The following is a 25,718-nucleotide window of genomic DNA, read 5'->3' as shown; positions in this document are numbered from 1 at the left end:
AAACACACCATTTCTTGTGAAAAAATGGTGTGTTTAGTATGAAAATCTACTATTTAATATTAATGATGTGATACTTCGGATACTGCAACGCCGGTATTCGCTTTAACGCGGATTTCATTGTAGATTTTTTCGGCGTCTTCCGCTTTATTTGAAGTGAGTACAGTACCCAAATATCCAGCGATAAAGCCTAAAGGAATAGTAATGATGGCTGGAACTGAAAGAGGAACTAATGGATCGCCGACAAAAATTGCCGCGCCTTCCACTGGGCTCCATACGTTTGGTCCCAATGCCCCCAATACCAAGCAGGAAATCAAACCTGTTGCCATTGCAGCAATAACCCCGTTTGATTTGAATCTTTTCCAGTAGATTGTATATAAAATCACCGGCAAGTTGGCTGATGCGCCAATGCAGAAAGCAAATGACACAAGGAATGAAACGTTTAAGCTTTGGGCAAACAGCGCCAAAATGATTGAAATCACGGCAATTGAAATGGAACCGATACGGGCTGCCAATACTTGTTGTTTCTCAGTCAATTTTCCGTCTTTGATAATTTCTCCATAAATATCATGGGAAATTGCAGAAGCGCCAGTCAATACCAACCCGGACACTACCGCCAAAATTGTGGCGAATGCAACGGCTGCAACGAATGATAATAGAATGTTGCCGCCCAAATATTCCGCCAATAGTGGAGCTGCCGTATTTCCGGCGGCGTTTTCCGCCTTGATCACGTCAATACCGACAAAGTGCATTGCACCGAATCCCAAGAAAATTGTCAATGAGAAGAAAATGGCCGTAATCCAAGTTGTCCAAGAAATGGACGTGCGGGCCGTTTTCGCATCTTTTACCGTAAAGAATCTCATTAAAATATGCGGCAGGCCGGATGTTCCCAATACCAACGCCATCATCATCGATACAGAATCGATCATGGAAGTATATTTGATTCCCGGAACTAAGAATTGATCCCCGTGTTGAGTGGAGATGGTGTCAAACATTTTCATTAAACTAAAATCAAATTTCCAGAATACTAAGAATGCCAATATTGTTGTACCGAACAATAACAGGCAGGCTTTGATAATTTGCACCCAGGAAGTGGCAGTCATTCCGCCAAACAATACGTATGTTGTCATCATGACGCCGACGATAATCACGGCCAACCAATAATCAATGCCGAACAATAATTTAATGAGAGCCCCTGCACCAACAAGTTGGGCAATCATATAAAGGATAACGATTGTAATCGTGGAAGTCGCTGCGATGCCGCGGATGCGCTTTTCCGTGAAACGGGCAGTCAACATGTCCGCCAATGTGTAACGTCCCAGATTGCGCATTGGTTCAGCAATAATGTAAAGAAGCACCAAGTTTGCTACAACATACCCGACAGAGAAGAAGAATCCATCGAATCCGGTTAGCGCAATCGCACCGGATACCCCTAAAAACGCAGCTGCCGATAAATAGTCACCGGCAATGGCTAGCCCGTTTTGTCAACCTTTTAATCCGCCGCCGGCTGTATAGAAATCACTGGCCGAAGATGTGCGTTTGGCGGCAACATACGTTACGACCAATGTCAAACCTACAATTCCCAAGAAGAATATTACTGTCACTAAATTCATTACTCTGCACCACCTTGTTCATATTCGCGTAAAACATCAGCAGCGATTTGATCGAATTTTGGTGCCATTTTTGTATATAAAGCGCAAAGCACCGCTGTCATGACGAAAAGGCCGGCAGAATAAACCCAAACACCAGTAATGTTGCCAATCCACTTCTGTTGTAATACAGGTGTGAACGCTAAAATTGGCAATAAGATGTAGAGGAACAAAAATATCCCAGTTGTACCGAATAAAAAGGCGTTTTTCTTTCTTACAAACTTGTTGAAAGAATCCATATGATTGATTTTGTCGTAATTTATGGAAACATCTTTAGCCTTTTTTACCGATACTTCCTTTTTCTCTTTTGTTAAATTCGGTTTTTTTACTGTTGATACATTCACCATATCAAATTCCCCCCCTTGCGAAAAATTATTCTGTTTAAAGCGAATTATTTCTGCTCCATCCCTTTCGCATGATACTATTCTAGGAGACAGAATCTTATAATTCAATACTAAAATTTTGTGACATTCAACTCTCAAAATATTCCATATCAATTAACTATCTTTGAGTTATCAATAATTTTTCTTTAAATTTTTCGGCAAGGAGGGGGGAGGGAAAGTTTTACTCAAAGAATATTCGACGATTTATTTGTATAAAAAGATAAAAATAAACAAGATGCAGAAATGTACTTTTTGGGCAGGTCGGTATAATAATTTGTGAAAAATATAACATAATTCAAATTTCTGTTATACAACAATTTCGGTATGATAAAAATTTGATAACTCGAAAAATTAAAAAAATTTCTCTTGACAGAGAATTTAACCTCGATTTTGTAGGAAATTATTAACTGTTGCGAGCTATCAAGTGTCTGAAAAAAATGAAATTTACAGTGAGATTTTTATTATTTTTGTACAAAAAAAGTAGCACAAACCTTGTCAGCGGTTTGTACTACCAAACAGTTCCGTTTACTCTTCGTCAAATGTAACCGTATAAAACTTTTCGTAATGGAACCAGCTATCACTTAACGGCTGGCCTTCATCCACTCGTTTTTGGTTCTCTTCGATCATCCATGCCGTTTGGGAAGCATGGGCTTGCAACGCTTTCAATTTATCCTCTTTGACGCTTGAAACATCAATGACGACATCGGGTTCTCCAATTTCGGCAACGGTGTTGTTTGCAAAGGCCACGCCGTAAACAACCGGACGCTCACTCTTCGGCATGCGGCGCACCGCTTCGACAACGGCCCGGCCAGTCGCTTCATGATCCGGATGAACGCTGTAATTCGGCAAGAATGTGATGATGAGAGAAGGATTCAGTTCCTCAATTAATTCTTGAACGAGCTTCACCATTTTTTCATCGTCTTCAAATTCCACAGTTTTATCGCGGAAACCCATCATCCGTAAATCTTCAATGCCCATTGCTTCACAGGCTTTTTTCAGCTCTTTGCGGCGAATTTCCGGCAACGATTCACGGGTGGCGAAGGGAGGATTCCCCAGATTGCGTCCCATTTCTCCCAACGTTAAGCAGGCATATGTAACCGGAACTCCCATATTTCGGTGTAGTCGGATAAGACCGGCCGATGAGAAAGATTCATCATCCGGGTGCGGAAAGACCATTAAAATATGGCGTTGAGGTTTTAAAGTCATGTTTGATCCCTCCTTTAAGCAAATGGCGTTTCACTGATTTCCAGTGCGATGGCCAATTTTCCTTCCTGATTTAAACCGGCCATTAATAACCGTCCTTGTTCATCTAATTCATAATGGGTGATCCCTTGCGCATAAACCCATCCATTTTCCAATTTCAATCCAATTCGGTGGGGATTGTCATCGATGACTTTACCATGCTCATATCGGATTTTCGCATTGCGGATGAATGCGCTCGCGTTGAAAAATTGTTCATTGTAATGGGTGGCATATGAGCCGTTGGTTGTTTCCAGGTGTATATAGACGTCTTTGTTTGCAAAAGAATCAATGATCTTTTGAAGCTCTTGCACATCTACTTCTTTCACTTCACATTCCCCTTTCCCGAAAGACTATGTCAATAGTATAGTAAAAAATTCCACATTATGAAAAGAAAAAGCAACATGAATTAGAATCGGGCGAATAAAAAGAAACACCCATACAGTTTCATTGTACGGGTGATTCCTGCATCTCATGCTATTTTTCATGAAAATTCTCTAGTGAAAGGGAGCGATGAGCTTAGCAATATGAGCGGTCAGATTTCCTGGATGGTCACCGTTGGAGCGCCGTATACGTTTTTTGCCCCGTGCATGACCGGTCCAACGTATTGATTCAATTTCCAGCCGTGTTGGATGGCTGCAGAAACGAACGCTTTGGAAGCGACAACCGCATCTTTTACAGATAAACCGTTTGCCAAATTGGCAGTAATGCTTGCCGCAAAGGTGCAGCCTGCGCCATGATTATAACTTGTGGCTATCGGATCTGTTTCCAATGCATAAAACTTGTTTCCATCAAAGAATAAATCGAGCGCTTTTTCTGTACCGAGGGAGCGGCCGCCTTTGATTACCACATTTTTTGCGCCCAATGCATGGATTTTTTCCGCGGCCGTTTTCATTTCATCAATGGTTTTTGGCGTTTTCATACCGGCCAATTGTCCCGCCTCAAAAAGATTTGGCGTGGTTACCAAAGCGAGGGGGAGAAGATACCGAATCATTGCGTCCACATTGCCCGGATTCAAAACTTCATCTTCGCCTTTGCAGACCATGACCGGATCGATGACTACATTGTTTGTTCCGGATGCCTGAATCCCTTCTGCGGCAACCTGGATCACTTCCTCATTTGGAAGCATTCCGGTTTTCAAGGCATCAATGCCCGTGGAAATCGCAGTTTTTAATTGGTCTTTTAACACGTCTATCGGTATGGTATAAACGCTATGTTTCCAGCCTTGGTCCGGATCCATTGTGGCGATGCATGTTAAAGCCTGCATACCGTAAGTGCCGTATTCCTGGAAAGTTTTTAAATCGGCGTGGGTTCCTGCACCGCCTGATGCGTCAGACCCGGCGATCGTTAACGTTTTTTTCAATGACAATTTCCTCATCTCCTGCTTCATTCTCTGCAATTTTTATTATATCCATCTCCTGACTTTATAAAAATGGTCAGAATACAGAAAAATGATGATGTCAGAATGTGGGGGATGAAAAGGAGGCTCGGCGTGAAGTATCGGGTTCTTTTAAAAATCAACTATTGATTCTCTCCGCGTATTAGAGTAGGTTGAAAATGAGGTGTTTCGACATGAAGAAAGTTTTCGACAATGATTGGCAGGAGATATTGCAGGAGGAATTTGAAAAGCCCTACTATCAAAATTTGCGGAAATTCATTGCCAAAGAATACAGTACAAACATCGTGTACCCGCCCATTGATGAAGTGATGAGCGCCTTTTACACCGTTCCATACAAAGAGGTGAAAGTGGTGATTCTGGGTCAGGATCCTTACCACGGCCCCGGACAAGCGCACGGCATGTGCTTTTCCGTAAAGCCGGGGGTGCCGCATCCGCCGAGCCTTCGAAATATTTTCATCGAATTGCAACATGATTTGGGATGTCCCATTCCAAAAGATGGGTATTTGATGAAATGGGCGAAGCAAGGGGTGTTCCTGTTAAACACGGTTCTTACCGTAAGACAAGGGCAGGCCAATTCCCATCAAGGGATGGGTTGGGAGCAATTCACCGATGCGGTCATTGAAAAATTGGCACAAAGGGAAGATCCGATTGTCTTTGTTTTATGGGGAAGACCTGCGCAAATGAAAAGGGCCATTATCGAAAAGAACGGTTCCCACCACACCATTTTGCAAGCGCCCCATCCAAGTCCGTTAAGCGCCCATCGCGGGTTTTTCGGGAGCAGACCTTTCTCGAAAATCAATGCCCAACTCATCGCCTGGGGCAAGGAACCGATTGACTGGTGTTTGGAGTAATGTCTTCGTTTATAACGAGTTTTTGAACAAAATTCATTCAACTTTTCACTGTCTATGAAATTTGGTACATTGGAATAAAGGTGGGATTCCCATGAAAGTTGACTGTTTTAAATGCAAATTTTTCAAAGTAACGTGGGATCCTAATCATCCCCGTGGCTGCGCAGCGTATCAATTTAAGACGAGGCAGCTTCCATCCGTTGTCGTTAAACAATCTTCCGGAACGGATTGTTTAAAATTTGAACCGAAAGAATTCAAAGGGGGGAGAAAATGATTTCCTATAAAAGATTGTTCGGGGAAATTGAACGGTATGCTTTAAAAGCGAGAGAAACGGAAAATGAACAGGAACTTCGGGAATTGTTGATCGCCGTTCGCGCATTATGTGATGTGGCGTTGAATGAACCGAAACATCCGGCGGTGACAGAACAGGGCCAACCCCAACTGTATGCAACAGGCGGAAATCGTCTTCTCCCTTCAAGGAAAATAGAGGACGAGGATGCGAATGGGGATTCGATTTTTGATTTTTAAAATTCAGAAAAAGAGGTTATGTAGATGAAAGGTTCCATCATTACAGGTGCGGTTTTCGGTTTTCTGGCTGTCGCATTGGGGGCATTTGGCGCCCACGCATTAAAAGGTGTTTTGGATGCATATGGGGAGTCAATTTGGGATACGGCAGTCCAATATCAAATGTTTCACGCGGCAGGAATCATTCTGGTCGGCATTTTAATGCATCCAAGATTAATCGGTGATACATCTCCGTTAAAATGGTCATTTCTCGCAATGACTTTCGGGATTCTATTCTTCTCAGGCAGCTTATACGTTTTGGCTGTGAGCGGCATCAGTGTATTGGGCGCAATCACGCCAATCGGTGGAGTGCTGTTTTTGATCGGATGGACATTGGTGATCGTCGGCGTTGCAAAAAGCCGAATCTATTAATCTGTGAAGGGCGGTTTAAAGTCGCATGCATGACTTTAAGCCGCCATTTTATTTTGTGTTCCAGGGGGCGGTTCGACCCGGTGCGGCCATGAAAAAAGTAACGAAATTTGGTGAATAAATTCATAAGATTTCGACACATTTAATAAATGTTTCATGTTACCATAGAACATGGAAGGAGTATTTTTGGCAACTCGGAAAGGGGTACATACATTGGACAGTCTATTGTTGGCATTGGACAAGTATTATGAGGAAATGGTTTCCATTCGGAGATATTTGCATGCAAATCCGGAGCTATCTTTTGAAGAAGTGAATACGCCAAAATATATTGCGAACTTTCATAGAGAACTGGGTCTTGAGGTTCGTGAAGGAGTAGGCGGAAGAGGCGTGGTGGCCGTTTTGCGCGGAGGAAAGCCGGGAAAAACGGTGGCGTTGCGTGCGGACTTTGATGCATTGCCGATCCAAGAGGAAAACGACATCCCTTATAAATCCAAAGTGGACGGCGTTATGCATGCATGCGGCCATGACGGACATACAGCCACTTTGCTGATCTTGGCGAAAGCCCTTTATGAAATGAGGGAATCCATCTGCGGGAATGTGGTGTTTATCCACCAGTTTGCGGAAGAAGTGTTGCCGGGCGGTGCCAAACCGATGATCGAAGACGGCTGTTTGGATGGGGTGGATGTGATTTTTGGAACCCATCTTTGGGCTCCAACGCCATTAGGGGAGATTCATGTAAAGAATGGTGCGATCATGGCGGCTCCGGACATGTTTGAAGTGACGATTCAAGGAAAAGGCGGGCATGGCGCAGAGCCCCACAATGCCGTTGACGCGATTGTCCTCGGTGCGCAGTACGTCAGCCAAGTGCAAACCATTATTTCGCGAAGAATCAGCCCTTTGAAACATGCGGTGGTCACTGTGGGACAATTCGAAGCGGGAAAAGCCTACAACATCATCGCGGAAAAAGCGACAATGAAGGGAACTGTCCGGACATTCGATGAAGATGTAAGAATCCAAATCGAAAAGGAACTTGAATCCCTGGCAAAGTCCATTTGTGACGGCGCCAATGCGACTTATGAATTTACATATACGAGAGGTTACCCACCGGTGGTCAACCATCCGGAAGAAACGGCATTGCTTGCGGATGTTGCAATGGATGTGCCTGAAGTGAAAGAAGTGAAAGAATGCGTCCCGCTCATGGTAGGAGAGGATTTTGCCTATTATCTGCAAAAGGTGCCGGGCACTTTCTTCATCACCGGGGCCAAACATCCGGATTGGGAAACGGCCTATCCGCATCACCATCCAAAGTTTAATTTTGATGAAAGAGCGATGTTGATTGCTGCAAAGACGATGGGACTGGCAACTTTGAAATATTTAGAAACTTTTTGTAATAAATGCGAAATTTAGTGCAATTTCTAGTTAAAAAAGGGAAATGAAGTAGTATAATAGGCTTAAAATAGATTTTTTTGAAGAGGTGACCGGGATGAGCATCGGGGGAAAAATGAATGTTGCTTTTTATTCATTGATGGGACTTTTATGTATATCGATGATTGTCAGTTTTATCAATTTTCAAAGAATCGATCGCCAAGTGGATGTGGCGCTGAATGAGCGGGTGACGGCAATCCAGGAAATATCATCCGTGCGCTACCAAGTGGCCCAGCTGGATAAATCCGTAACAAAATACATGCTAATAGAAGATAATGATGATTATGAAATGGTCAATACATATATGCAGCTGATCGATCAGCAAATCGAGTCGCTTGAAAAATTGGCGGTAACCGATACAATGAAGGGCTATATCAATGAATTGAAACAATCCAAAGACAATTTTGAACAAGAATTCTCCAAAGTGGCTGAAAGAGTGAAAAATGGGGAAACATTATCGGAACATGAAAATATTCAAATCATCAGCCAAAATCTGATTGATACAACAGACAAAATGATCGAATATCAAACAGGCCAATTGGAAGATATCAAGAAAGGGGCAAATAGGGCGATTTCCTCATCCAACATTACGGCGGTAATCGTGTTAATAGCCAGCTTAATGGTCAGCTTTGTTTTAGTTTATTTCGTTAGGAAAACGATTACATTGCCTTTGAGAAAAGTGGTGGATGCGGTAAAGGTGGTTTCTTCCGGCGATTTGACGGAAGAGAATTTGAAAGTGATCTCCAAAGATGAAATCGGCCAGCTTTCGGAAGCTTTCAATGCAATGAAAAATAACTTGAAATCGCTTATTCGGAATGTGCAGCAAAATGCGGAACAATTAAGTTCAGCCGCTCAACAGCTTTCCGCAAGCACGGAGGAAATTTCCGCTTCTGCCGAAGAAATGACTCGCCGGGTAAATTCCACAGCGGAAGTGGCCCAAACGAATTCCCAAGCGGCCAATGATTCGGCCCGTGCGATGGATGAAACGGCGATCGGCGTGCAAAAAATCGCGGAATCCACTCAAGTGCTGCATTCCACTTCATTGGAAACAAGCGATATGGCTTCCCATGGTGGAGAGATTATCCGTCATGCGGAAAAACAAATGGACACCATTAACCAGTCTACAAATCTTGTGAATGAATTGGTTCAAAAATTGAGCAAACAAACGGAAGAAATCGAAAATATTTCAAGAGTGATTGCAGAAATCACCGATCAAACGAACTTGCTGGCATTGAATGCGGCCATTGAAGCGGCCCGTGCCGGTGAACATGGGAAAGGATTTGCCGTTGTGGCTGAAGAAGTCCGCAAACTGGCGGAGGAATCAAAAGAATCTGCAAGCCAAATTACCGATTTGACGGTAGAAATCAAGCGGGATACAGAAAATGTGGAAAAAGCGGTATCCGATTCCTTGCATTCGGTGGAAGACGGTGTAAAAGTCATTACAGAAGCAGGACAATCTTTTGCTGATATTGTGAAGGCCATCGAAAAAATGAAATGGCAGATTGAGGAAATCTCTGCCACAAGCGAACAAATTTCTGCAAGTGCAGAGGAAGTTTCAGCGGCGGTCAATGAAATTTCGAACGCTTCTACAGAATCCGCAAGCGAAATTCAAATGGTTGCCGCCAATATTGAAGAACAAACGACGACAATCGAACAAGTGAATAAAGTGGCTGCGGAATTGAGCGAAAATGCCCAAAATCTGCAGATGGAAATCCGGAAATTCCGCTTATAATCAGGCGGGGGGCTTGTTCAAATAAAGTTCATAACAAAATGGCAAATTAGGAACAATGCCTCGATGGGCCTGTACCTTCATTGATGGATGTGCAAAGATATATACAAGGTTAATAAAAAAAGAGGCTGGGACAAAACCCCCTCTAAAATGGAAACAGCTCATGAAATTTTGGAATGAAATTTCATGAGCTGTTCTTCATTTTTTCAATAAAAAATAAGGACCTCTTCTGTTAAAATTAAGTTACCACCAAAACTAACAGAAAGAAGGGTCCTTATGTTTAAATATTATAACATGAATCAATTAGTTTTACCTCTAGATTTAGAAATAAAATTACAAGAAAATGATATTGCCTTCCATATTCACCATTTAGTTGAAAGTATTCCAAATGAAGCCTTCCAGCCGTTTCTTCGAAATACAGGTTGTCCTGCTTATCATCCACGCATGATGCTAAAAATTATTTTGTGTGCCTATTCGCAGTCTGTCTTTTCAGGTCGAAAAATTGAAGCGCTATTAAAGGACAGTATACGAATGATGTGGTTGGCACAAGGATATGAACCAAGTTATCGGACGATCAATCGTTTTCGTGTGCATCCGGAAGTAAAAGAATTAATTCGTCAATGTTTTGTCCAATTCCGTTGCCAACTGGTGGAAGAAAAGTTAATCGATCAAGAAGCCATTTTTATCGATGGTACGAAGATTGAAGCGAATGCCAATAAATTTACTTTCGTATGGAAGAAATCCATTGAAAAATACAACCAAAACTTAATTGAAAAGTCCAATCAGTTATACAACGAACTATTAGAAAAAGAAATCATCCCTGAAATGGAGCGGGAAAATGAGGGAGAACTGTCCGTAGAAGAACTCGCTCAAATGGTGCAACAAGTCGATGAAGTCATTAAGGAATATGACCAAAAGATAGAAACATCGCCCGATGCCACAGAACGAAAAGCATTAAGAAGCGAACGAAAATATCCAAAACAAGCGTACAAACAATTAATAGACTTCATTCTACGAAAACAAAAATACCAAAAAGACTTGGACATCTTGGGGGAACGGAACAGTTATTCCAAAACAGATCAAGATGCGACGTTCATGCGAATGAAAGACGACTATATGAAAAACGGTCAATTGAAAGCTGGATACAATGTACAAATCGCAACAGAAGGTCAATACGCACTAGCTTATAGCATCTTTCCAAATCCTACTGATACACGTACATTGATTCCGTTCTTGAATGAGATTGAGAAGCATTATTTTCCATTGCCAAAATATATTGTCGCAGATGCTGGTTATGGTAGTGAACAGAACTATGAGGACATCCTTTCGAATCGAAAATGTGAGGCACTTATTCCATATACCATGTATGAGAAAGAACAAAAGAAGAAATATAAACAAAATCCATTTCATCCAGACAATTGGATGTACGACGAAGAAAGTGATACCTACATTTGTCCAAATCAGCAGCGAGTAACCTTCCGTTATCGTTCTGTACGTACAGATAAGACTGGTTTCAAACGAGAATTGAAAATCTATGAATGTGAAAACTGTTCAGGATGTCCATTTCGTTCATCATGCACAAAAGCAAAGGAAGGCAATCACCGAAAGGTCATGGTGAATGAAAAATGGGAACAACAAAAAGAATATGTAAGAGCGAAGCTTTCAGAAGAAAAAGCTGGTTCTATTTTCCGTCAACGTAAAATAGACGTAGAACCAGTTTTTGGATTCTTGAAGGCTAATTTGCGTTTCACTCGATTTTCCGTTCGAGGAAAATCGAAAGTGGAAAATGAAATGGGCATTGCCTTAATGGCCGTGAATTTACGAAAATACACGGCCAACAAAGATCAACTAACCAAAAATAATGGGGATAAATGGAAAAAGGAGAATTTGAGTTGGCTCAAATTCTCCTTTTTCCTATCTAGAAGCTAGTTTTGTCCCAGCCTCTTTTTCAATTGGCTTTTTTCCATTATCGCTGGGATCTTGGCCGGGCTGAATTAATATATCTGAACCCTTCATCGAATCGGGCATAATCGAAATAAATCATCGGTAATAAATAAACGTGATTTGTACTTTCTTCACGAATTACCGCATGATCTCGGCCCGCTTGCAATACGGTACCGCGAACCCGGAGTACATTTCCGCGGGTTTCTCCCGGTAACGTTTCCGAAGATGGAAATGTGAAATAGAATGTGCCGGGCACGCCGATATTTTCGCGTAAAATGTTCTCGATATACGATTCTTCCGTTTGTCGTCCAGTGGAAGGTACTACAGTTCCGGAAGGTGTCATGACGTTTCCGCTTTGGGCAGAAAGCGGCGTTTGTTGCACTTGCCCTTGACCGAAAAACGGTTGTTGATAATATTGATTTCCCGACGCACCGGGACCCCAATAATAATAAGTCAATCATAACATCCTTTCTTATCAATTTTTAGATGCCTGGACAAGCACCTTCAGCAGGTGCAAAGAAACAATGGGATTTGAATCGGCCGGAATTCCATTGTCCATACCACTGGGCAGGGCAGCTTCCTTCAGGCTTGAAAAACCAAAGGGCTCTGTCGGCAGGAACAAAGCGTTCACCGTTGATGACTCTGCGCGCCAACGCAATATCTTGTGGACGCGCCCGCTGATAAAAGTAGCTTTTTTGTACGGCTTCAAAGCCACCAGGACTTTGATACACCATATCTTCGATGCTGCGTATCTGTTTGAAATCCAGACAGTCTGCTCTTACGCGATTGACGCCGACATTTCCGACCAACAGCATGCCAAGGTCTCCATCGCCTTCCGCTTCCGCCCGCATCAATCGGGCAAGTAAGGCAACATGTGCTTCGTTAGCGGCAATAACAGCGATTTTTCATACCTCCTCAACATAATGTATGCATTCAATCAAGAATCAGAATAATAATTGAAAAAAATGTTTAAATTGATTGAATAAAGTAGATGAAACGGGGTGAAGCCTGTATAAAGTACGCTCCATCGCAATAAAATAGAATAGAAACGATTGACATGTTTCGACATGCAACACTATTGAATAGAATATGAGTAACGGTGTTAGTTGGTGACAATTTAGGGAATAGTTAATTAAAAAAAGGGGAGAAGGGAGCCAAAACGATTAATCTGGAGGTTGGTTACATTGCAACTTGGAATTTGGGTTGGGATAGTCGTCAGTGCGATTTTGTCATTTGTGATTGCGGGATTATTCAATCAACCACTCCATTGGTATCTCTTCATTTTGATACTTTTCATCGGTTTCTTCACGCAAACGGTGATTTTGATTTTGCAAACGCCTGATGAACATGAGTAAGCGAGACGCCCAAAAGCGTCTCGCTTAAATTTTATTATTGAACTTTCACAAGTTTAGCGAATTTTTCTTTATCCAATAAAGTACCTACAAGGAATTCGCCAAATTCCCCGTAGCGGGCGGAAGCTTCATCAAAACGCATTTCATACACAATTTTCTTAAATTGTAGCATATCGTCAGAGAAGAGTGTTACGCCCCATTCATGGTCGTCCAAACCGGTAGAGCCTGTGATTATTTGTTTTACTTTACCTGCATATTTGCGGCCGATTTCGCCATGGGAGCGCATCAACTCGCGGCGCTGACTCATCGGCAACATATACCAGTTGTCATCCAATAGGCGGCGTTTGTCCATTGGATAGAAGCAGATATATTTTGTTCGCGGAAGTTCTGGATATAAACGGGAGCGAACATATGGGTTTTGATATGGATCTTCGTCAGAACCGCCTAAATAGTTGGAAAGTTCCACAACCGAGAAATAAGTATATGTCGGAATTGTATAATCGGCAATTTTTAATTTGTTGAATTCCGTTTCCAATTCGTGAATTTCATCTGGCGTTTCGCGGAGAATCATGAACATGAAATCCGCTTTTTGGCCAATTGTGGAATAGAAGGCGTGGGAACCGGTTTTTGCTTCGTGTACTTGTTCCAATTTATCAAGATATTGATAAAATTCTTCCAATGCGGCTTGTCTTTCTTCTTCAGAAAGCAGTTTCCAGGAAGTCCAGTCCATCGCACGATAATCATGCAGGCAGTACCAGCCGTCTAAAGTAAATGCTGCTTCGCTCATTACATTAACACTCCTTCGATTGATAATCGTTCAAAATAATCTTAGCATAAATCAAGAAATTTTCCTCCCGATTAAGCTTTAAATTTAATGAACCTTTCATGAAATCGCCCACTTTTATTCACAATTGTTTTTGTGTATGCTTGAACTGTAGAAGGCGCAACCGAAAGCAAATTGTGCTGAACCTATTGTGAGGAGCAAACAAAATGCATTCATTATTACAGCAAAAAACGTGGCGTTTTATCGATCAATCCCTTTCCATGGACCGTACCCCCCTTGAATCGTTTGCGATGGATGACACGCTCTGCCATTTGGTGGGACAAGGGTTGTCGGTTCCGGTTGTCCGCACATGGGTGCACCACCCATATGTCGTGTTGGGCATTCAAGATCACCGCATGCCTTATATCCATAAGGGAATCGAGATGTTGAAAAAAGCCCATTATGAAGCGATTGTCCGAAATTCCGGCGGGCTTGCGGTCGTGCTGGATAAGGGGATTTTAAATATTTCCATCGTCCTTTCGGAAGCCCCGGGTTCCATCAGCATTAACATGGGTTATGAAGTCATGCTGCAATTTATAAAGCTGTTGTTTTCCGAAGCCGCAGAAAAAATTCAGGCCTATGAAATTGTGGGTTCTTATTGTCCCGGCTCCTATGATTTGAGCATCGGGGGAAAGAAATTTGCGGGGATATCCCAACGCCGTTTGCGCAATGGGGTGGCCGTCCAGATTTATTTATGTATTGAAGGCAGTGGAAGCGAGCGTGCGGAACTGATTAAACATTTTTATGAAACCAGTTTGAAAGATGCAGAGACAAAATTTCAATATCCGAAAATACAGCCTGATGTGATGGCCAGTTTAAGCGAATTGTTGGACCGTCCCATCACCGTTCAGGAAACCGTCATCCAAGTTCAACAGCTGCTCGCTTCACTTTCTGGGGATGTATTGTTCCAGCCTCTGGAAGGCGATGAATTGCAATTATATTCTTTTTATTTAAAGAGAGTTTTGGAGCGGAATGCAAAAATGCTTGGAAATACGTAGATGGCGAATCAATTCGGCACATCTACGTTTTCTTTGCTAGATTGTTGTTGCATATGGGAATAATCGGCAACTAAATTCCCGTTTTTCTCCATTTTAAATACCGGTGCAATGCGCGGTTCTTCATCTTCCAATGTAACGAGTCTGCGGGCGCGGTTCATGATTTGAACAAATTGCTCGTAATCTTCGCGGATTTGTTTGTTTTCCTTGCGCAGTTTTTCCACTTCTTTTTCCAATTCTTTTATTTTTTCAGTAGCGGAGTTTGCAATTTGACGCCATTTTGTCGCTTCATTGTCGTTGCCTCCCTGGGATTGCAGGCGCAACAAGTATGCAATGACAATATCTAAATTCATATCAGATAAGGAAATAGGCTTGGATTCCCCGTTTGATCCCGGAAGCAAATACACACCCGGCGAACGTCTTCTGCCGTTCACACCCAACAATTTCATCCGCTCTTTCCGGATTCTTTTTGCTTCTTCCAGTTCTTTTTCATAACGTTTGCGAACAACGGCATTCCATCGGAAACCGCATGCAGCAGGAGTCCGATTCAATTTATCTCCGGCTTCTTCAAAAGCGTTCAATTGCGTACTTCCTTCTTTTACATGTCTTAATACCGCTTCGGCGAGCAGTTCGTCGTTTTCTTTTAACCATGCATCCTGTCTGACTTTTGCCATTGTTTAACCCTCCTGTTAATGTAGTAGTTTCTTATTGTCAAAACATATCGTGTCCAACAAGTTCCAATTTTATTCATTTTTCTGATGAATTTTTTATATGAATTTAGCAAAAAAGGCGGAATTCAGTCCTTTGTTGGATATTTGTCCTTTTTACTTGAATGGAAGTGTGGCTATAGTCTAAAATATCTTTTAGGCTAAAAAATGAATTTGATTGATAGAAAGGATTGTTGATCATATGGCGGCAAACGAATTTAGAGTTTGCGATGAATGTCAAGCCGTCAATTTAAAAACGCTCATTCCGAAATTGAAAAAGTTGGATCCCGATGCAACGATCGTCATCGGTTGCCAATCCTATTGCGGACCCGGCCGCAAAAAAACTTTCACTTTCGTCAACGGCAGACCGGTAAACGCATTAACGGAAGAGGAATTAATGGAAAAAGTGAAAGCCAAATTGAAGATGGATTAAACAAAAGCTACTTTCTATCGTGGTAGAAGGTAGCTTGTTTTATTTTTTATCAGCTTTGGCCATAAGAGGTTGTTTTAATCATCGGAGTTTCAAATATAATCGTTTTTATTCAATAAAACCTGTGGTGGATGGGGATACATGGAAATTTTTGCGGCTTTCCGGGATTTCCTTGCGGTTTTGGGAAAATGCATGCCTCCGCCAAAAGCCGCACCCGAAATTCTCCCGGCTTCCACAACAACAATGGCGTGTAAAAAATTAGAAAATTTCTTATAATAGATAGTAAGAATTGGAAGGAACGAGGTGCGGTAATTTTGGTGGAATATGCAAAACAAAAACTTCCGGAAGAAAAAGTGTTCAAAGATCCCGTGCACCGATATGTTCATGTTCGAGACCAAGTGATTTGGGATTTGATTGGAACAAAAGAATTTCAGCGTTTGCGCCGGATCCGCCAGCTGGGCACGACATATCTCGTGTTTCATGGTGCGGAACATAGCCGATTCAATCATTCGCTGGGGGTTTATGAAGTCGTCCGCCGCATTGTGGATGATGTATTTCACGGAAGACCCGATTGGAATGAGGATGAACGCCTTCTGGTGCTATGCGCGGCGCTGCTCCACGATTTGGGCCACGGTCCATTTTCCCATGCGTTCGAAAATGTGTTTAAAACGGACCATGAATATTTCACGAGAAGAATATTGCTGGGGGAAACAGAGGTAAATGCGGTTTTAAAGCGGGTATCGGAAGATTTTCCTGAAAAAGTGGCCCAAGTGATTGAAAAAACTTATGAGAACCAGCTCGTTGTCAACCTCATATCGAGTCAAATCGATGCCGACCGGATGGATTATTTGCAAAGGGATGCTTACTATACCGGGGTAAGTTACGGCCATTTCGATATGGAACGAATTCTCCGCGTCATGCGTCCAAGAAAGGGGAAAGTCGTCATTAAATCCAGCGGCATGCATGCGGTGGAAGATTATATCATGTCCCGCTATCAGATGTACCTGCAAGTGTATTTCCACCCCGTTTCACGCAGTGCGGAAGTGTTGTTGCACAACATCCTCAAAAGAACAAAACATTTGTATGAACAAGGATATCAATTCACCTTTGAACCGGTTCATTTTCAATCTTTCTTTGAAAATAAGATTACGGTGGAAGATTACCTTGAACTGGATGAGTATTTATTAGTGACCTATTTCAAAATGTGGATGAAGGAAAAGGATCCGATATTACGAGATTTGAGTACGAGATTTGTGAACCGCAAATTGTTCAAATACATCAATCTCAACCCGGAAGAAGAGCCGGAACGTTTCGAACGATTAAAAGAGCTTTTCCGTCAAGCGGGTGTGGATACGGATTACTATATTTATCACGACTGCACATCGGACTTGCCTTACGATTACTATGAGCCGGATAAAGAAACGAACCGATTCCCGATTTTTTTGGAAATGCCGAATGGCGAAATCAGGGAATTGTCCCAGGAGTCTTTCATTGTGGATGCCATTGCCGGCCGCATGAAAAAGGACCATAAAGTTTACTATCCGAAAGAGGCGCTGATGGATCCAACCTTAGATCAAAGTTTAAAAATCGAAATGGAAAAGCTATTGAATAATGCAAAATAATTGGATGATTGATGTGGCTCGCATAGATTTTTGTTAAAAAACCATAATAATGGGGAAACATTCCGTATTAAAAATTCTTAAAATATTCTGGAAGAAAGAAGAAGTTATATTATAATAGAGTTGACTACCTTAAAGAAAGGAATGCAGCATGAAAAAATATCTTAGAATTTTTTTATTGATGTTTCCCTTGTTATGGATTGCCCCAAATTTGGGGGAAGCAGCAAGCAAGGTGAGTTATGCCGTTCCTTTGTATGACAATGTCAAGGTTTACGATAACCGCACCGGCTCACTGGTACCGATCGCAACGATGAAGAAAAATCAGCCGCTGGTCATTGACAAAGATTATGGCCAAAACTGGTGGCAAGTCAAATTCGGAAATGGCTACGGCTTCATCGCCAAAAGGGATGTGTATCGTTCGGTCACTTGGACAACAAACAACGTCAATACGAAGGCCAAAAATTCGAATACGACGGTGTTGATCAACAGTGATGTGGAAGTGTTTGACAACACCTCGGGAAAATTGGAACCGATGATCACGATTCATGCTGGTATCCGTTATCCGATCATCAGTGATTACAGCAAGAATTATTGGAAAGTGGATGTAGGTGGCAGAATCGGTTATATGCCGAAATATCGGACAAGCTTGGACTATGGTGTGCCGATTTTAATGTATCACCACATTTTAACTCCGGGAGAAAAAGCGAATTCCCAATTCGCCAATGCCAATACAACCGTGACCACAATCGAATTCAGCAACCAAATGCAATGGCTCAAAAACAATGGTTATCAAACCATCTCTCTCTATGATTTGGAAAGATATTTGAGACGACAAGTGAATCTTCCGGCAAAAGCGGTGGTGCTTACTTTTGACGACGGCATAACAAGCACAAGGGAGTATGCTTATCCGATTTTGAAGGAATATGGCTTTACCGCAGAACAATTTATCATTACCAGCAGAATTCCTTCTGAAAAGCAGCCTTTCCAATGGGATACCCTGCGATTCTTCAGCAAACAGGATATGGATGAATTGAGCGATGTCTTCCGCTACGGAAGCCACACTCACGATTTACACAGTCTGGTAGGGAATAAAGCAAAGGGAGTCACGATTTCATATAAGGCCTTATATAATGATTTGGCCAAGAGCAGAAACATTTTAGGCACTTATTATTTTGCATATCCATTTGGCCAATATAATCAAAACTATTTGAATGCGGTGAAAAAAGCGGGTTACCGGATGGCTGTTACGACAAGAAAGGGTAAAGTAAACTTGGGAGAAGATTTATATACTTTGGAACGATTGGGCATCGAACCAGGGCTTTCGATGGATGAATTTGCAAAAAAAGTAGGCAATTACAAGTAGAGGGTGACGAAACGGTCACCCTCTGCTTTTGTGAATATCTGATAATTTGAAACGGAACATCCCGCCATTTCACATCGGGATGGCCCGCTTTGCCGTTTACTTGTCGGAAGCCCGTACGCCGCCTGTTGCATAGTGATTTTTAGACATTTCTTCAATGATGATTGTTACGGCTTCAGGCTTTGCTTGAATCGTTTCAACAAGCGCTTCCGTCACTTTTTCAACCATCGCTTTTTTCTGTTCATCTGTGCGACCTTCCAACATTTTGATTGTTACTACCGGCATGACGCAACCTCCTAGTGGATAAATTGTAAGTATAGTTATTATAATAGGTTTAAACGGAGGGGATGACAATATGACAAATCAAGAAAAACCGAAACAAAAAATGTCTTTCACCATCATTAAAAACGACCCGACGGATGGCCACAAAGGGTTTGGAATCGGCACAATCTCGCTGGAAAATGTCACTCCGGTATTCATTGATATAGAAGAAAAACAGGCATTTATTGATATGGGAGCCATGCACGCCAAAAGCGCGGTGGAAAAGGGCATCAAATTCACGACAAACCGGGAAGATTCCGCCGGCGGAAAACCTTACTGGCTTGTATGGGTGACGGTGGACGTGAAAGAAGACGGACCGTATTACGCAGGGGTTGCCGCTTGCGAAATGGTGGTCAATCGGGAAAAACGGAGAGGCTTTAAAATTTTGGCCGACCATGTGAACAAAATGGACAAATCCTTGAAGCGCAAAATTATCGTAGATCATATGGATGATGAATCAAAGAAAGTGCTGGCGGAATTTCTTCAAAATCATGATCAGGGCATGTGGGAACGCAGCAGCCAGCAATTGAAAGATGATTTGACGGTGCAGGAATAAATTTTTTGCGTTGTCAATAATTATGATAAAAAAAATAATAGTTTATGGCGGAAATGTGACGAAAAGTTGTAATATTCGTTCCTTTGTTGAAACCATTCTAAAAAATAAGTACACTGAAGTTATAATGATAAATAGTATAACTAGGACACTCAGTAGATAGGGTTAGGTGCTATGCGGTATTTGAAAATCCCAAGCCAAATGCCACATAATAACTCTATTTACAAAAGGCTTTCTCTTTCATAGGGGAAGCTTTTTATTTTTTATTGACCTTTTGAATAAAAAAGATGCTGGTTTAAAACCAGCACCCGATCAATGAAACAGCCCTTTGATGGAATCAAACGGGAACAGTTCAAACAAACCTTTCCATGTATCTTCATTAAAGAAATCAAGATCCGTACATTTTTTCGTTGGAACATCCTCTTCTTTTAAATACATGAGCCGTTGTTTCGGACATGCATCAGTCGCCAGTTTGCCCGTTTCAATATCGATGACGACCCCTTTTACGCCATCCGGCACTTCGAAAGATTCATCCGGTTTTTCCCGGTGAACGGCCTCCATGAAATCGATCCACACTTGCTTATGGGCCGACATTTCCGAAGAGGTCGACAACGTTTTCCCTTGGTCATAACCGTTCCAAACGCCGGCTGTCAAACTTGGACTGTAGCCGATGAGCCATTGATCCGAAACGGTTGTCCCCGATTTCGCCGCATACGTATGGGTCATTCTGGAGCGGAGGGAAATGCCTGTTGCCGGTGAGTAATCGCTGAACACCGGATCGAAAATGCCTGTCATCATTTGCGTTAGGATGAACGCATCCTGTTCGGAAATGATTTGTTCTTTCGGCGGCTCTTCATACTCGTAAACAATTTCGCCTTCTTCGTTCTGAATGGATAAAATCGTCGTCGGTTTCCGGTATTCCCCTTTGGCTGCAATGATGTTGAAGGCGTTCGTCAAATCATACAGCGAATTTTCAATCGTGCCCAGTGCCATGGATGGATTATCTTTGTTGGAATACCGCAAATTGAACCTCTTCGACATTTCACGGAATTTATCATACCCGATTTGTTCCAGCGTTTTTACCGCATAAATGTTGTCTGAGATGGCAATTGCCTGAGCCATGGACATGTCGCCATCCGCGAATTTCCCGTTGACGTTTTGGGGTTTATAAGTGGCCCGTCCATTGTCGTACGTAAAGATCGTTTCACCCACGTCCAAGAAAGTGAGCGGTGTAAAACCGTTTTCCAATGCCGCCGCATATAAGAACGGCTTGATGGCGGAACCCGGTTGGCGAAGGGCCTGTGTTACACGGTTATAGGAACTTTCTTGATAGTTGCGTCCACCGACAAGGGCCGTTACTTGGCCGGTTTTGACATCCATGCTGACAAGCCCCACTTGCAGGTCGTTGTCCGGCATGTTTTTCTCGATGGCTTCTTCCGCCGCTTTTTGATGGGCCTGGTTCAACGTCGTTTTAATGACCCAGCCGCCGGAACGGATATTCAAGTTTTTCTTTTCCAAAATGTCCGCCGCTTCTTGCCAAGCGACGTCCAAGAAATAAGGCGCGACTGTTTTGGAAGCGGTCCATTGATCGTTTTTCAGCACGATTTTTTCCGACAATGCCCGTTCCTTTTCTTCCGCCGAGATTTTATTTTGATCTTCCATCAAAGCGAGTATTAAATGCTGCCGTTGGACGGCTTTGTCATAATTATTGAGAGGGGAATAAATACTTGGCCCTTTCGGAATGCCGGCGAGCATGGCGGATTCCGCCAACGTCAGGTCGCTGGCGGATTTGCCGAAATAGTATTTGCTCGCCGCTTCGACCCCATACATGCCGTGGCCGTAGTTGACCGTATTCAAATAGGCTTCTAGTATTTCATCTTTAGAATAAAAGATTTCCAGACGGTAAGCATAAACGGCTTCCATTATCTTCCTTGTCCAAGTTTTATCCAATGTCAAATAAAGATTTCTAGCCAATTGCTGGGTGATTGTGCTCGCCCCTTGCACTTTGCTGCGGGTTTTCAAATCCGTCAAAATGGCGCTGGCGATTCTTGGAATGTCAAACCCGTGATGTTGATAAAAATCTTTGTCTTCCACAGCGATGGTTGCTTCTATTAAATAAGGTGAAATTTCATCAAGCTCTTTCCAATAGCGGCGTTGATCCGTGAAATGATCCCCGATTTGATGGCCATTCCGGTCCAAGAAAACGGATGCTTTCGGTATCGTGAGTGGAGGAGCTCCGGCAATTTGCGCATACAATCTCAAACCGCCCAGGGCCACAACCATTGCGCATACAAAAGCGATCGTGTAGAAAGCCATCCGTTTTTTCCGTTTTTGCCGTCTCATTTTCCGCTGATAACTCCGTCTTCGATCCATCCATTTCACCTCATTTCTTCCAATTACCCATAGTATGGACTTGAAAATGGCAGTTTAATCGAGAATGCGCTTAAAAAAACTGTTGCCTTTTGTCTAAAAACGTCTATACTTTTTCTGTATGAAATGCAATTTTTGAAAAGGGCAATTTTCTTGGGATGCATTTTGATTTCCCGAATCTATAAGTGAATACGAAAAATGTCGAAAAAAGTTCCGAATTCCTTTGAATTCGAAATTTTCAGCTTTTCCGAAAAAGATCAATAGAGTAGGTGATTCATATGCGTTTTGATGAAACATATTCCGGAAATGTGTTTATAAAAAGCCATCCAAATTATGAAGAGTCCAAAGCGGTGTTATATGGAATGCCGATGGACTGGACGGTCAGCTTCCGACCAGGCTCCCGGTTCGGCCCGGCAAGAATCCGCGAAGTTTCTGTCGGCCTGGAAGAGTACAGTCCATATCTTGACCGTGAATTGGATGAAGTGAAATTTTTCGATGCGGGCGACATTCCGCTTCCATTCGGAAATGCCCAAAAATCATTGGATGAAATTGAGAAGTTTGTAAAGAAAGTTTTGGCAGATGGAAAAATCCCGGTTGGAATGGGTGGAGAGCATTTGGTGACATGGGGTGTGGTGCAAGCCGTTTATGAAAAATATCCGGATATAGCCATTCTTCATTTTGATGCCCATACCGATTTGCGCACGGATTATGAAGGGGAACCATTGAGCCATGCAACGCCGATCCGGAAAATTGCGGAAATGATTGGTCCAAGCAATGTATATTCTTTCGGCATCCGTTCAGGACTGAAAGAAGAATTTGAATGGGCGAAAGAAAACGGCATGTATATCGCAAAGTTTGAAGTCCTCGAACCGTTGAAAGAAGTGCTTCCAACATTGAAAGGCCGCAATGTTTATATCACAACGGATATTGACGTGCTGGATCCGGCCTTTGCTCCTGGCACAGGGACAGTGGATTGCGGCGGCATTACGTCCAAAGAACTGCTTGCGGCCATCCATGAAATTGCAAGAAGCGAAGTGAATGTCGTTGGATTTGACTTGGTGGAGGTTGCGCCTGTTTACGACCACTCCGAGATGACCGTGAATACGGCTTCCAAATTATTAAGAGAAATGATTTTGGGATGGATCAAGTAAGATATTGATAGAAAGGGGATTAAAGTTTTTCATGAACTTTAATCCTCTTTTTTTGGAGCGGGAGAGGGGAAACTGTTCACAAATCAGGCGGTATGGACAAAATAGGCTTAAAATCTGCAAAGAAAACGGGTGCCTTAAGGCGGTTAAATAGAATAGAACAAACTCCACTTCCATCTTGATAAGGAATGGAAAATCATCCTATAATAAATAGGTTATAGTATTACATAAGGAGTGCCCACAGGAAATGAGTGTTGAAAAAAACGTAAAAATCAAAGTCATTTCAACGATCCGCCCAATCGAAGGGGACGAGGAAACCTACGAACTGTGGATTCAGGGAGTTTGGTTGAAAAAGAACGATAAAATGTATTTGCGATATGAAGAAATAATGGAAGACCAAACAATCCGCACAACGGTGAAAATGAACAACGACCATGCACTCATTTTGCGCAGTGGAGCTGTCAATATGCGGCTGCCATTCAGCCTGGAAAGCAGACAAAACGGTCATTACGACACAGCCTTCGGAACGTTGCCGCTGCAAACGAAAACGCATCGTCTGGGGTTTGAACATACGGAAGAAAATAATATCAGTGGCAGATTCAATGTGCAGTATGATTTAATAATTAGTGGACAATCAGTCGGTCATTATACATTGGAAATTCAATATACGGAGGGACAAGCATGAATGCGGTAGAACAATTGCAGGAAAAACTGAAAAACTTGTTAAAGGCGGCTGTAGAAAAAGCGCAACTTTTGGAAGAGGGGACGGATTTTCAAGTTCAGATCGAAGTGCCAAAAGATCAAACGAAAGGCGACTTCGCCACAAACTTGGCCATGCAGCTGACGAAACTTGCGAAAAAACCTCCCCGCCAAATTGCGGAAGCGATCGTTGGCAATCTTGAAACAGAAGGCACAGAAATCGAAAAAGTGGAAATTGCCGGACCTGGTTTCATCAACATTTTTGTCCGCAAAGATTTCCTTGCCGATATTGTGAAAGCGGTGTTCGATCAAGGTGAAAATTATGGCCGGTCAAATGCTGGAGGCGGCGAAAAAATCCAAGTGGAGTTTGTATCCGCGAACCCTACAGGCGACCTTCACTTAGGACATGCCCGCGGTGCTGCATTCGGCGACTCCCTATGCAATGTGCTGGATTTCGCAGGATACGATGTCACTCGCGAATATTACATCAACGATGCCGGAAATCAGATCAACAACTTGGCCTATTCTTTGGAAGCCCGCTACAAACAAGTGCTTGGACTTGAGGCGGAAATGCCTGAAGATGGCTACTACGGCCAGGACATCATCGAAATTGCGAAAAAACTCGCTGAACAATATGGGGATTCCATCCTGGAAAAATCCGATGAAGAACGCTTCAACTTCTTCCGTGAAAATGGACTCGCCCTTGAACTGGAAAAATTGAAAAAAGACTTGGAAAACTTCCGCGTGCGCTTTGACGTATGGTATTCCGAAACTTCATTATATAAAAGCGGAAAAATCGACAAAGCATTGGATAAATTAAGAGCAAACGGCCACATCTATGAGAAGGACGGGGCAACTTGGTTCCGTTCCACAACATTCGGTGATGACAAAGACCGCGTGTTGATTAAATCAGACGGTTCCTACACTTACTTGACACCGGATATCGCTTACCATGAAGATAAAATTCAGCGCGGCTTCGACAAACTCATCAATATTTGGGGAGCAGACCACCATGGTTACATTCCGCGCATGAAAGCGGCCATCGAAGCCCTCGGTTATGACCGGGATAAGTTGGAAGTGGAAATTATCCAAATGGTGCAGCTTTATAAAAACGGCGAAAAATATAAAATGAGCAAACGGACAGGAAATGCCGTAACCATGCGTGAACTTGTGGAAGAAGTCGGTTTGGATGCGGTCCGCTACTACTTCGTCAAAACGGCCTGCGATTCCCATATGGACTTTGACTTGGATTTGGCCGTTGCCGAGTCCAACGAAAATCCGGTGTATTATGCCCAATATGCCCATGCACGCATTTGTTCGATTTTGCGTGCCGCAGAGGAACAAGGCTTCCAACCATCATTGGAAAACCTCGATTTATTGACGGATGCAAAATCAGAAGAAGTGCTAAAAATCGTGGGCACTTTCCCGCAAGTAGTGGCGGAAGCGGCAAAACACCGCACACCTCACCGGATCGCGAACTACATTCAAGAACTGGCGGCATCCTTCCACAGCTTCTACAATGCGGAAAAAGTCATCAACCCGGACAACAAAGAATTGACAGAAGCGCGCCTTGCATTAATTCAAGCCGTTCGGGTTACCCTTGCCAACGCTCTAAGATTAATCGGCGTGTCAGCACCGGAAAAAATGTAAATCTTAATACCCAAACACCAGCTCCAACAGATGGGCTGGTGTTTTTGGTGCGCCTGGCATGGGTGTAATCTATAGGGTGTAAGTCCCGAACTGTGAAGGCAGAAGTAACAGTTAGCTTAACGCAAGGGTGTCCGTGGTGACGCGG

General features: G+C 42.8%; 26 protein-coding genes and 1 pseudogene. 16 read left to right on the top strand and 11 right to left on the bottom strand.

The window, feature by feature from the left end; translation table 11 throughout:
- Positions 1-59: 59 nt before the first annotated feature.
- From NSS77_RS03340 to thiD, 5 genes and pseudogenes are all read right to left on the bottom strand, one after another.
- Positions 60-1,610 (bottom strand): annotated as a pseudogene (locus NSS77_RS03340) (cation acetate symporter).
- Positions 1,610-1,885, bottom strand: coding sequence for a DUF485 domain-containing protein (locus NSS77_RS03335; protein ID WP_342471183.1), 276 nt, complete (start codon positions 1,883-1,885; stop codon positions 1,610-1,612). Before NSS77_RS03335 ends, NSS77_RS03340 begins: the two are co-directional and overlap by 1 nt.
- Before the next feature lie 669 nt (positions 1,886-2,554).
- Positions 2,555-3,235 (bottom strand): bacillithiol biosynthesis deacetylase BshB2, encoded by a 681-nt coding sequence (gene bshB2 / locus NSS77_RS03330; protein WP_342470381.1) that lies wholly within the window; start codon positions 3,233-3,235, stop codon positions 2,555-2,557.
- A gap of 14 nt (positions 3,236-3,249) precedes the next feature.
- Complete coding sequence (locus NSS77_RS03325) at positions 3,250-3,597, bottom strand: YojF family protein (RefSeq protein WP_342470380.1); 348 nt, start codon at positions 3,595-3,597, stop codon at positions 3,250-3,252.
- A gap of 206 nt (positions 3,598-3,803) precedes the next feature.
- Entirely contained in the window at positions 3,804-4,637 is an 834-nt protein-coding gene (gene thiD / locus NSS77_RS03320; protein ID WP_342470379.1) for a bifunctional hydroxymethylpyrimidine kinase/phosphomethylpyrimidine kinase, read from the bottom strand.
- 203 nt (positions 4,638-4,840) lie between these two features.
- Between thiD and NSS77_RS03315 the strand changes: the two genes are divergently transcribed.
- From NSS77_RS03315 to NSS77_RS03285, 7 genes are all read left to right on the top strand, one after another.
- Positions 4,841-5,518 (top strand): uracil-DNA glycosylase, encoded by a 678-nt coding sequence (locus NSS77_RS03315; RefSeq protein ID WP_342470378.1) that lies wholly within the window; start codon positions 4,841-4,843, stop codon positions 5,516-5,518.
- A gap of 91 nt (positions 5,519-5,609) precedes the next feature.
- Positions 5,610-5,789 carry a uracil-DNA glycosylase gene (locus NSS77_RS03310; RefSeq protein ID WP_342470377.1) on the top strand — a complete coding sequence of 60 codons (180 nt, stop codon included), beginning with the start codon at positions 5,610-5,612 and terminating at the stop codon, positions 5,787-5,789.
- Positions 5,786-6,043 carry a YwdI family protein gene (locus NSS77_RS03305; RefSeq protein WP_342470376.1) on the top strand — a complete coding sequence of 86 codons (258 nt, stop codon included), beginning with the start codon at positions 5,786-5,788 and terminating at the stop codon, positions 6,041-6,043. The genes NSS77_RS03310 and NSS77_RS03305 overlap by 4 nt, the downstream gene beginning before the upstream one ends.
- Before the next feature lie 24 nt (positions 6,044-6,067).
- On the top strand, positions 6,068-6,451 hold the full coding sequence (locus NSS77_RS03300) for a DUF423 domain-containing protein (protein ID WP_342470375.1): 384 nt from the start codon (positions 6,068-6,070) through the stop codon (positions 6,449-6,451).
- A gap of 210 nt (positions 6,452-6,661) precedes the next feature.
- Positions 6,662-7,855, top strand: a complete 1,194-nt coding sequence (locus tag NSS77_RS03295; protein ID WP_342471182.1) for a M20 family metallopeptidase — start codon at positions 6,662-6,664, stop codon at positions 7,853-7,855.
- Between the two features lie 76 nt (positions 7,856-7,931).
- Positions 7,932-9,605: a methyl-accepting chemotaxis protein gene (locus NSS77_RS03290; RefSeq protein WP_342470374.1), complete on the top strand. Its 1,674-nt coding sequence runs from the start codon at positions 7,932-7,934 to the stop codon at positions 9,603-9,605.
- Between the two features lie 273 nt (positions 9,606-9,878).
- Complete coding sequence (locus tag NSS77_RS03285) at positions 9,879-11,531, top strand: IS1182 family transposase (protein ID WP_342470373.1); 1,653 nt, start codon at positions 9,879-9,881, stop codon at positions 11,529-11,531.
- A gap of 37 nt (positions 11,532-11,568) precedes the next feature.
- On the opposite strand, the gene NSS77_RS03280 is transcribed toward NSS77_RS03285, so the two are convergent.
- Positions 11,569-12,003 (bottom strand): spore coat protein GerQ, encoded by a 435-nt coding sequence (locus tag NSS77_RS03280; protein WP_342470372.1) that lies wholly within the window; start codon positions 12,001-12,003, stop codon positions 11,569-11,571.
- A gap of 25 nt (positions 12,004-12,028) precedes the next feature.
- Entirely contained in the window at positions 12,029-12,448 is a 420-nt protein-coding gene (locus NSS77_RS03275) for a cell wall hydrolase (RefSeq protein WP_342471181.1), read from the bottom strand.
- Between the two features lie 282 nt (positions 12,449-12,730).
- On the opposite strand from NSS77_RS03275, the gene NSS77_RS03270 reads away from it, so the two are divergent.
- Complete coding sequence (locus tag NSS77_RS03270) at positions 12,731-12,901, top strand: hypothetical protein (protein WP_342470371.1); 171 nt, start codon at positions 12,731-12,733, stop codon at positions 12,899-12,901.
- A 34-nt stretch (positions 12,902-12,935) separates the two neighbouring features.
- Here NSS77_RS03270 and hemQ read toward each other — a convergent pair whose 3' ends face one another.
- The gene (gene hemQ / locus NSS77_RS03265) at positions 12,936-13,685 is read right to left on the bottom strand and encodes a hydrogen peroxide-dependent heme synthase (RefSeq protein ID WP_342470370.1); all 750 of its coding nucleotides are present in this window, start codon (positions 13,683-13,685) and stop codon (positions 12,936-12,938) included.
- A gap of 203 nt (positions 13,686-13,888) precedes the next feature.
- On the opposite strand from hemQ, the gene NSS77_RS03260 reads away from it, so the two are divergent.
- Positions 13,889-14,719 (top strand): lipoate--protein ligase family protein, encoded by an 831-nt coding sequence (locus NSS77_RS03260; protein ID WP_342470369.1) that lies wholly within the window; start codon positions 13,889-13,891, stop codon positions 14,717-14,719.
- Between the two features lie 8 nt (positions 14,720-14,727).
- Here the strand turns inward: NSS77_RS03260 and NSS77_RS03255 are convergent, their stop codons facing one another.
- Positions 14,728-15,390 (bottom strand): RsfA family transcriptional regulator, encoded by a 663-nt coding sequence (locus NSS77_RS03255; RefSeq protein WP_342470368.1) that lies wholly within the window; start codon positions 15,388-15,390, stop codon positions 14,728-14,730.
- A gap of 235 nt (positions 15,391-15,625) precedes the next feature.
- On the opposite strand from NSS77_RS03255, the gene NSS77_RS03250 reads away from it, so the two are divergent.
- The 3 genes from NSS77_RS03250 (at position 15,626) to NSS77_RS03240 (ending at position 18,835) form a co-directional block, all read left to right on the top strand.
- On the top strand, positions 15,626-15,856 hold the full coding sequence (locus NSS77_RS03250; protein WP_342470367.1) for a DUF1450 domain-containing protein: 231 nt from the start codon (positions 15,626-15,628) through the stop codon (positions 15,854-15,856).
- 314 nt (positions 15,857-16,170) lie between these two features.
- Positions 16,171-17,475, top strand: coding sequence for an HD domain-containing protein (locus NSS77_RS03245; RefSeq protein ID WP_342471180.1), 1,305 nt, complete (start codon positions 16,171-16,173; stop codon positions 17,473-17,475).
- Between the two features lie 148 nt (positions 17,476-17,623).
- Positions 17,624-18,835: a polysaccharide deacetylase family protein gene (locus tag NSS77_RS03240; RefSeq protein WP_342470366.1), complete on the top strand. Its 1,212-nt coding sequence runs from the start codon at positions 17,624-17,626 to the stop codon at positions 18,833-18,835.
- A gap of 96 nt (positions 18,836-18,931) precedes the next feature.
- On the opposite strand, the gene NSS77_RS03235 is transcribed toward NSS77_RS03240, so the two are convergent.
- The gene (locus tag NSS77_RS03235) at positions 18,932-19,117 is read right to left on the bottom strand and encodes a 2-hydroxymuconate tautomerase (RefSeq protein WP_342470365.1); all 186 of its coding nucleotides are present in this window, start codon (positions 19,115-19,117) and stop codon (positions 18,932-18,934) included.
- 70 nt (positions 19,118-19,187) lie between these two features.
- On the opposite strand from NSS77_RS03235, the gene NSS77_RS03230 reads away from it, so the two are divergent.
- The gene (locus tag NSS77_RS03230; protein ID WP_342470364.1) at positions 19,188-19,709 is read left to right on the top strand and encodes a YwhD family protein; all 522 of its coding nucleotides are present in this window, start codon (positions 19,188-19,190) and stop codon (positions 19,707-19,709) included.
- Positions 19,710-20,018: 309 nt separating this feature from the next.
- On the opposite strand, the gene NSS77_RS03225 is transcribed toward NSS77_RS03230, so the two are convergent.
- A complete protein-coding gene (locus tag NSS77_RS03225) occupies positions 20,019-22,079 on the bottom strand; it encodes a PBP1A family penicillin-binding protein (protein ID WP_342470363.1) in 2,061 nt (686 codons plus the stop codon).
- A gap of 275 nt (positions 22,080-22,354) precedes the next feature.
- Between NSS77_RS03225 and speB the strand changes: the two genes are divergently transcribed.
- The 3 genes from speB to argS all read left to right on the top strand — a co-directional run bounded on the left by speB (position 22,355) and on the right by argS (position 25,573).
- Positions 22,355-23,227: an agmatinase gene (gene speB / locus NSS77_RS03220; protein WP_342470362.1), complete on the top strand. Its 873-nt coding sequence runs from the start codon at positions 22,355-22,357 to the stop codon at positions 23,225-23,227.
- Between the two features lie 244 nt (positions 23,228-23,471).
- Positions 23,472-23,909: a DUF1934 domain-containing protein gene (locus tag NSS77_RS03215; protein WP_342470361.1), complete on the top strand. Its 438-nt coding sequence runs from the start codon at positions 23,472-23,474 to the stop codon at positions 23,907-23,909.
- Entirely contained in the window at positions 23,906-25,573 is a 1,668-nt protein-coding gene (argS, locus tag NSS77_RS03210; RefSeq protein WP_342470360.1) for an arginine--tRNA ligase, read from the top strand. The genes NSS77_RS03215 and argS overlap by 4 nt, the downstream gene beginning before the upstream one ends.
- Positions 25,574-25,718 lie beyond the last annotated feature (145 nt).

Origin of the sequence: Ureibacillus sp. FSL K6-3587 (genome assembly GCF_038593165.1) — a bacterium.
In the GTDB taxonomy this organism is placed as follows: domain Bacteria; phylum Bacillota; class Bacilli; order Bacillales_A; family Planococcaceae; genus Ureibacillus; species Ureibacillus suwonensis.
Note: the sequence above shows the minus strand (reverse complement) of the source record. Positions and strands in the feature narration are given on the sequence as shown.

Excerpts from the sequence above, each read along its gene's own strand:
- hemQ (WP_342470370.1), bottom strand. The coding sequence starts at position 13,685 with ATGAGCGAAGCAGCATTTACTTTAGACGGCTGGTACTGCCTGCATGAT.
- NSS77_RS03250 (WP_342470367.1), top strand. The coding sequence starts at position 15,626 with ATGGCGGCAAACGAATTTAGAGTTTGCGATGAATGTCAAGCCGTCAAT.
- NSS77_RS03230 (WP_342470364.1), top strand. The coding sequence starts at position 19,188 with ATGACAAATCAAGAAAAACCGAAACAAAAAATGTCTTTCACCATCATT.
- NSS77_RS03335 (WP_342471183.1), bottom strand. The coding sequence starts at position 1,885 with ATGGATTCTTTCAACAAGTTTGTAAGAAAGAAAAACGCCTTTTTATTC.
- NSS77_RS03260 (WP_342470369.1), top strand. The coding sequence starts at position 13,889 with ATGCATTCATTATTACAGCAAAAAACGTGGCGTTTTATCGATCAATCC.
- speB (WP_342470362.1), top strand. The coding sequence starts at position 22,355 with ATGCGTTTTGATGAAACATATTCCGGAAATGTGTTTATAAAAAGCCAT.
- NSS77_RS03240 (WP_342470366.1), top strand. The coding sequence starts at position 17,624 with ATGAAAAAATATCTTAGAATTTTTTTATTGATGTTTCCCTTGTTATGG.
- NSS77_RS03310 (WP_342470377.1), top strand. The coding sequence starts at position 5,610 with ATGAAAGTTGACTGTTTTAAATGCAAATTTTTCAAAGTAACGTGGGAT.
- NSS77_RS03225 (WP_342470363.1), bottom strand. The coding sequence starts at position 22,079 with ATGGATCGAAGACGGAGTTATCAGCGGAAAATGAGACGGCAAAAACGG.
- NSS77_RS03255 (WP_342470368.1), bottom strand. The coding sequence starts at position 15,390 with ATGGCAAAAGTCAGACAGGATGCATGGTTAAAAGAAAACGACGAACTG.
- NSS77_RS03285 (WP_342470373.1), top strand. The coding sequence starts at position 9,879 with ATGTTTAAATATTATAACATGAATCAATTAGTTTTACCTCTAGATTTA.
- bshB2 (WP_342470381.1), bottom strand. The coding sequence starts at position 3,235 with ATGACTTTAAAACCTCAACGCCATATTTTAATGGTCTTTCCGCACCCG.
- NSS77_RS03300 (WP_342470375.1), top strand. The coding sequence starts at position 6,068 with ATGAAAGGTTCCATCATTACAGGTGCGGTTTTCGGTTTTCTGGCTGTC.
- NSS77_RS03215 (WP_342470361.1), top strand. The coding sequence starts at position 23,472 with ATGAGTGTTGAAAAAAACGTAAAAATCAAAGTCATTTCAACGATCCGC.
- NSS77_RS03235 (WP_342470365.1), bottom strand. The coding sequence starts at position 19,117 with ATGCCGGTAGTAACAATCAAAATGTTGGAAGGTCGCACAGATGAACAG.
- NSS77_RS03305 (WP_342470376.1), top strand. The coding sequence starts at position 5,786 with ATGATTTCCTATAAAAGATTGTTCGGGGAAATTGAACGGTATGCTTTA.
- NSS77_RS03315 (WP_342470378.1), top strand. The coding sequence starts at position 4,841 with ATGAAGAAAGTTTTCGACAATGATTGGCAGGAGATATTGCAGGAGGAA.
- NSS77_RS03290 (WP_342470374.1), top strand. The coding sequence starts at position 7,932 with ATGAGCATCGGGGGAAAAATGAATGTTGCTTTTTATTCATTGATGGGA.
- argS (WP_342470360.1), top strand. The coding sequence starts at position 23,906 with ATGAATGCGGTAGAACAATTGCAGGAAAAACTGAAAAACTTGTTAAAG.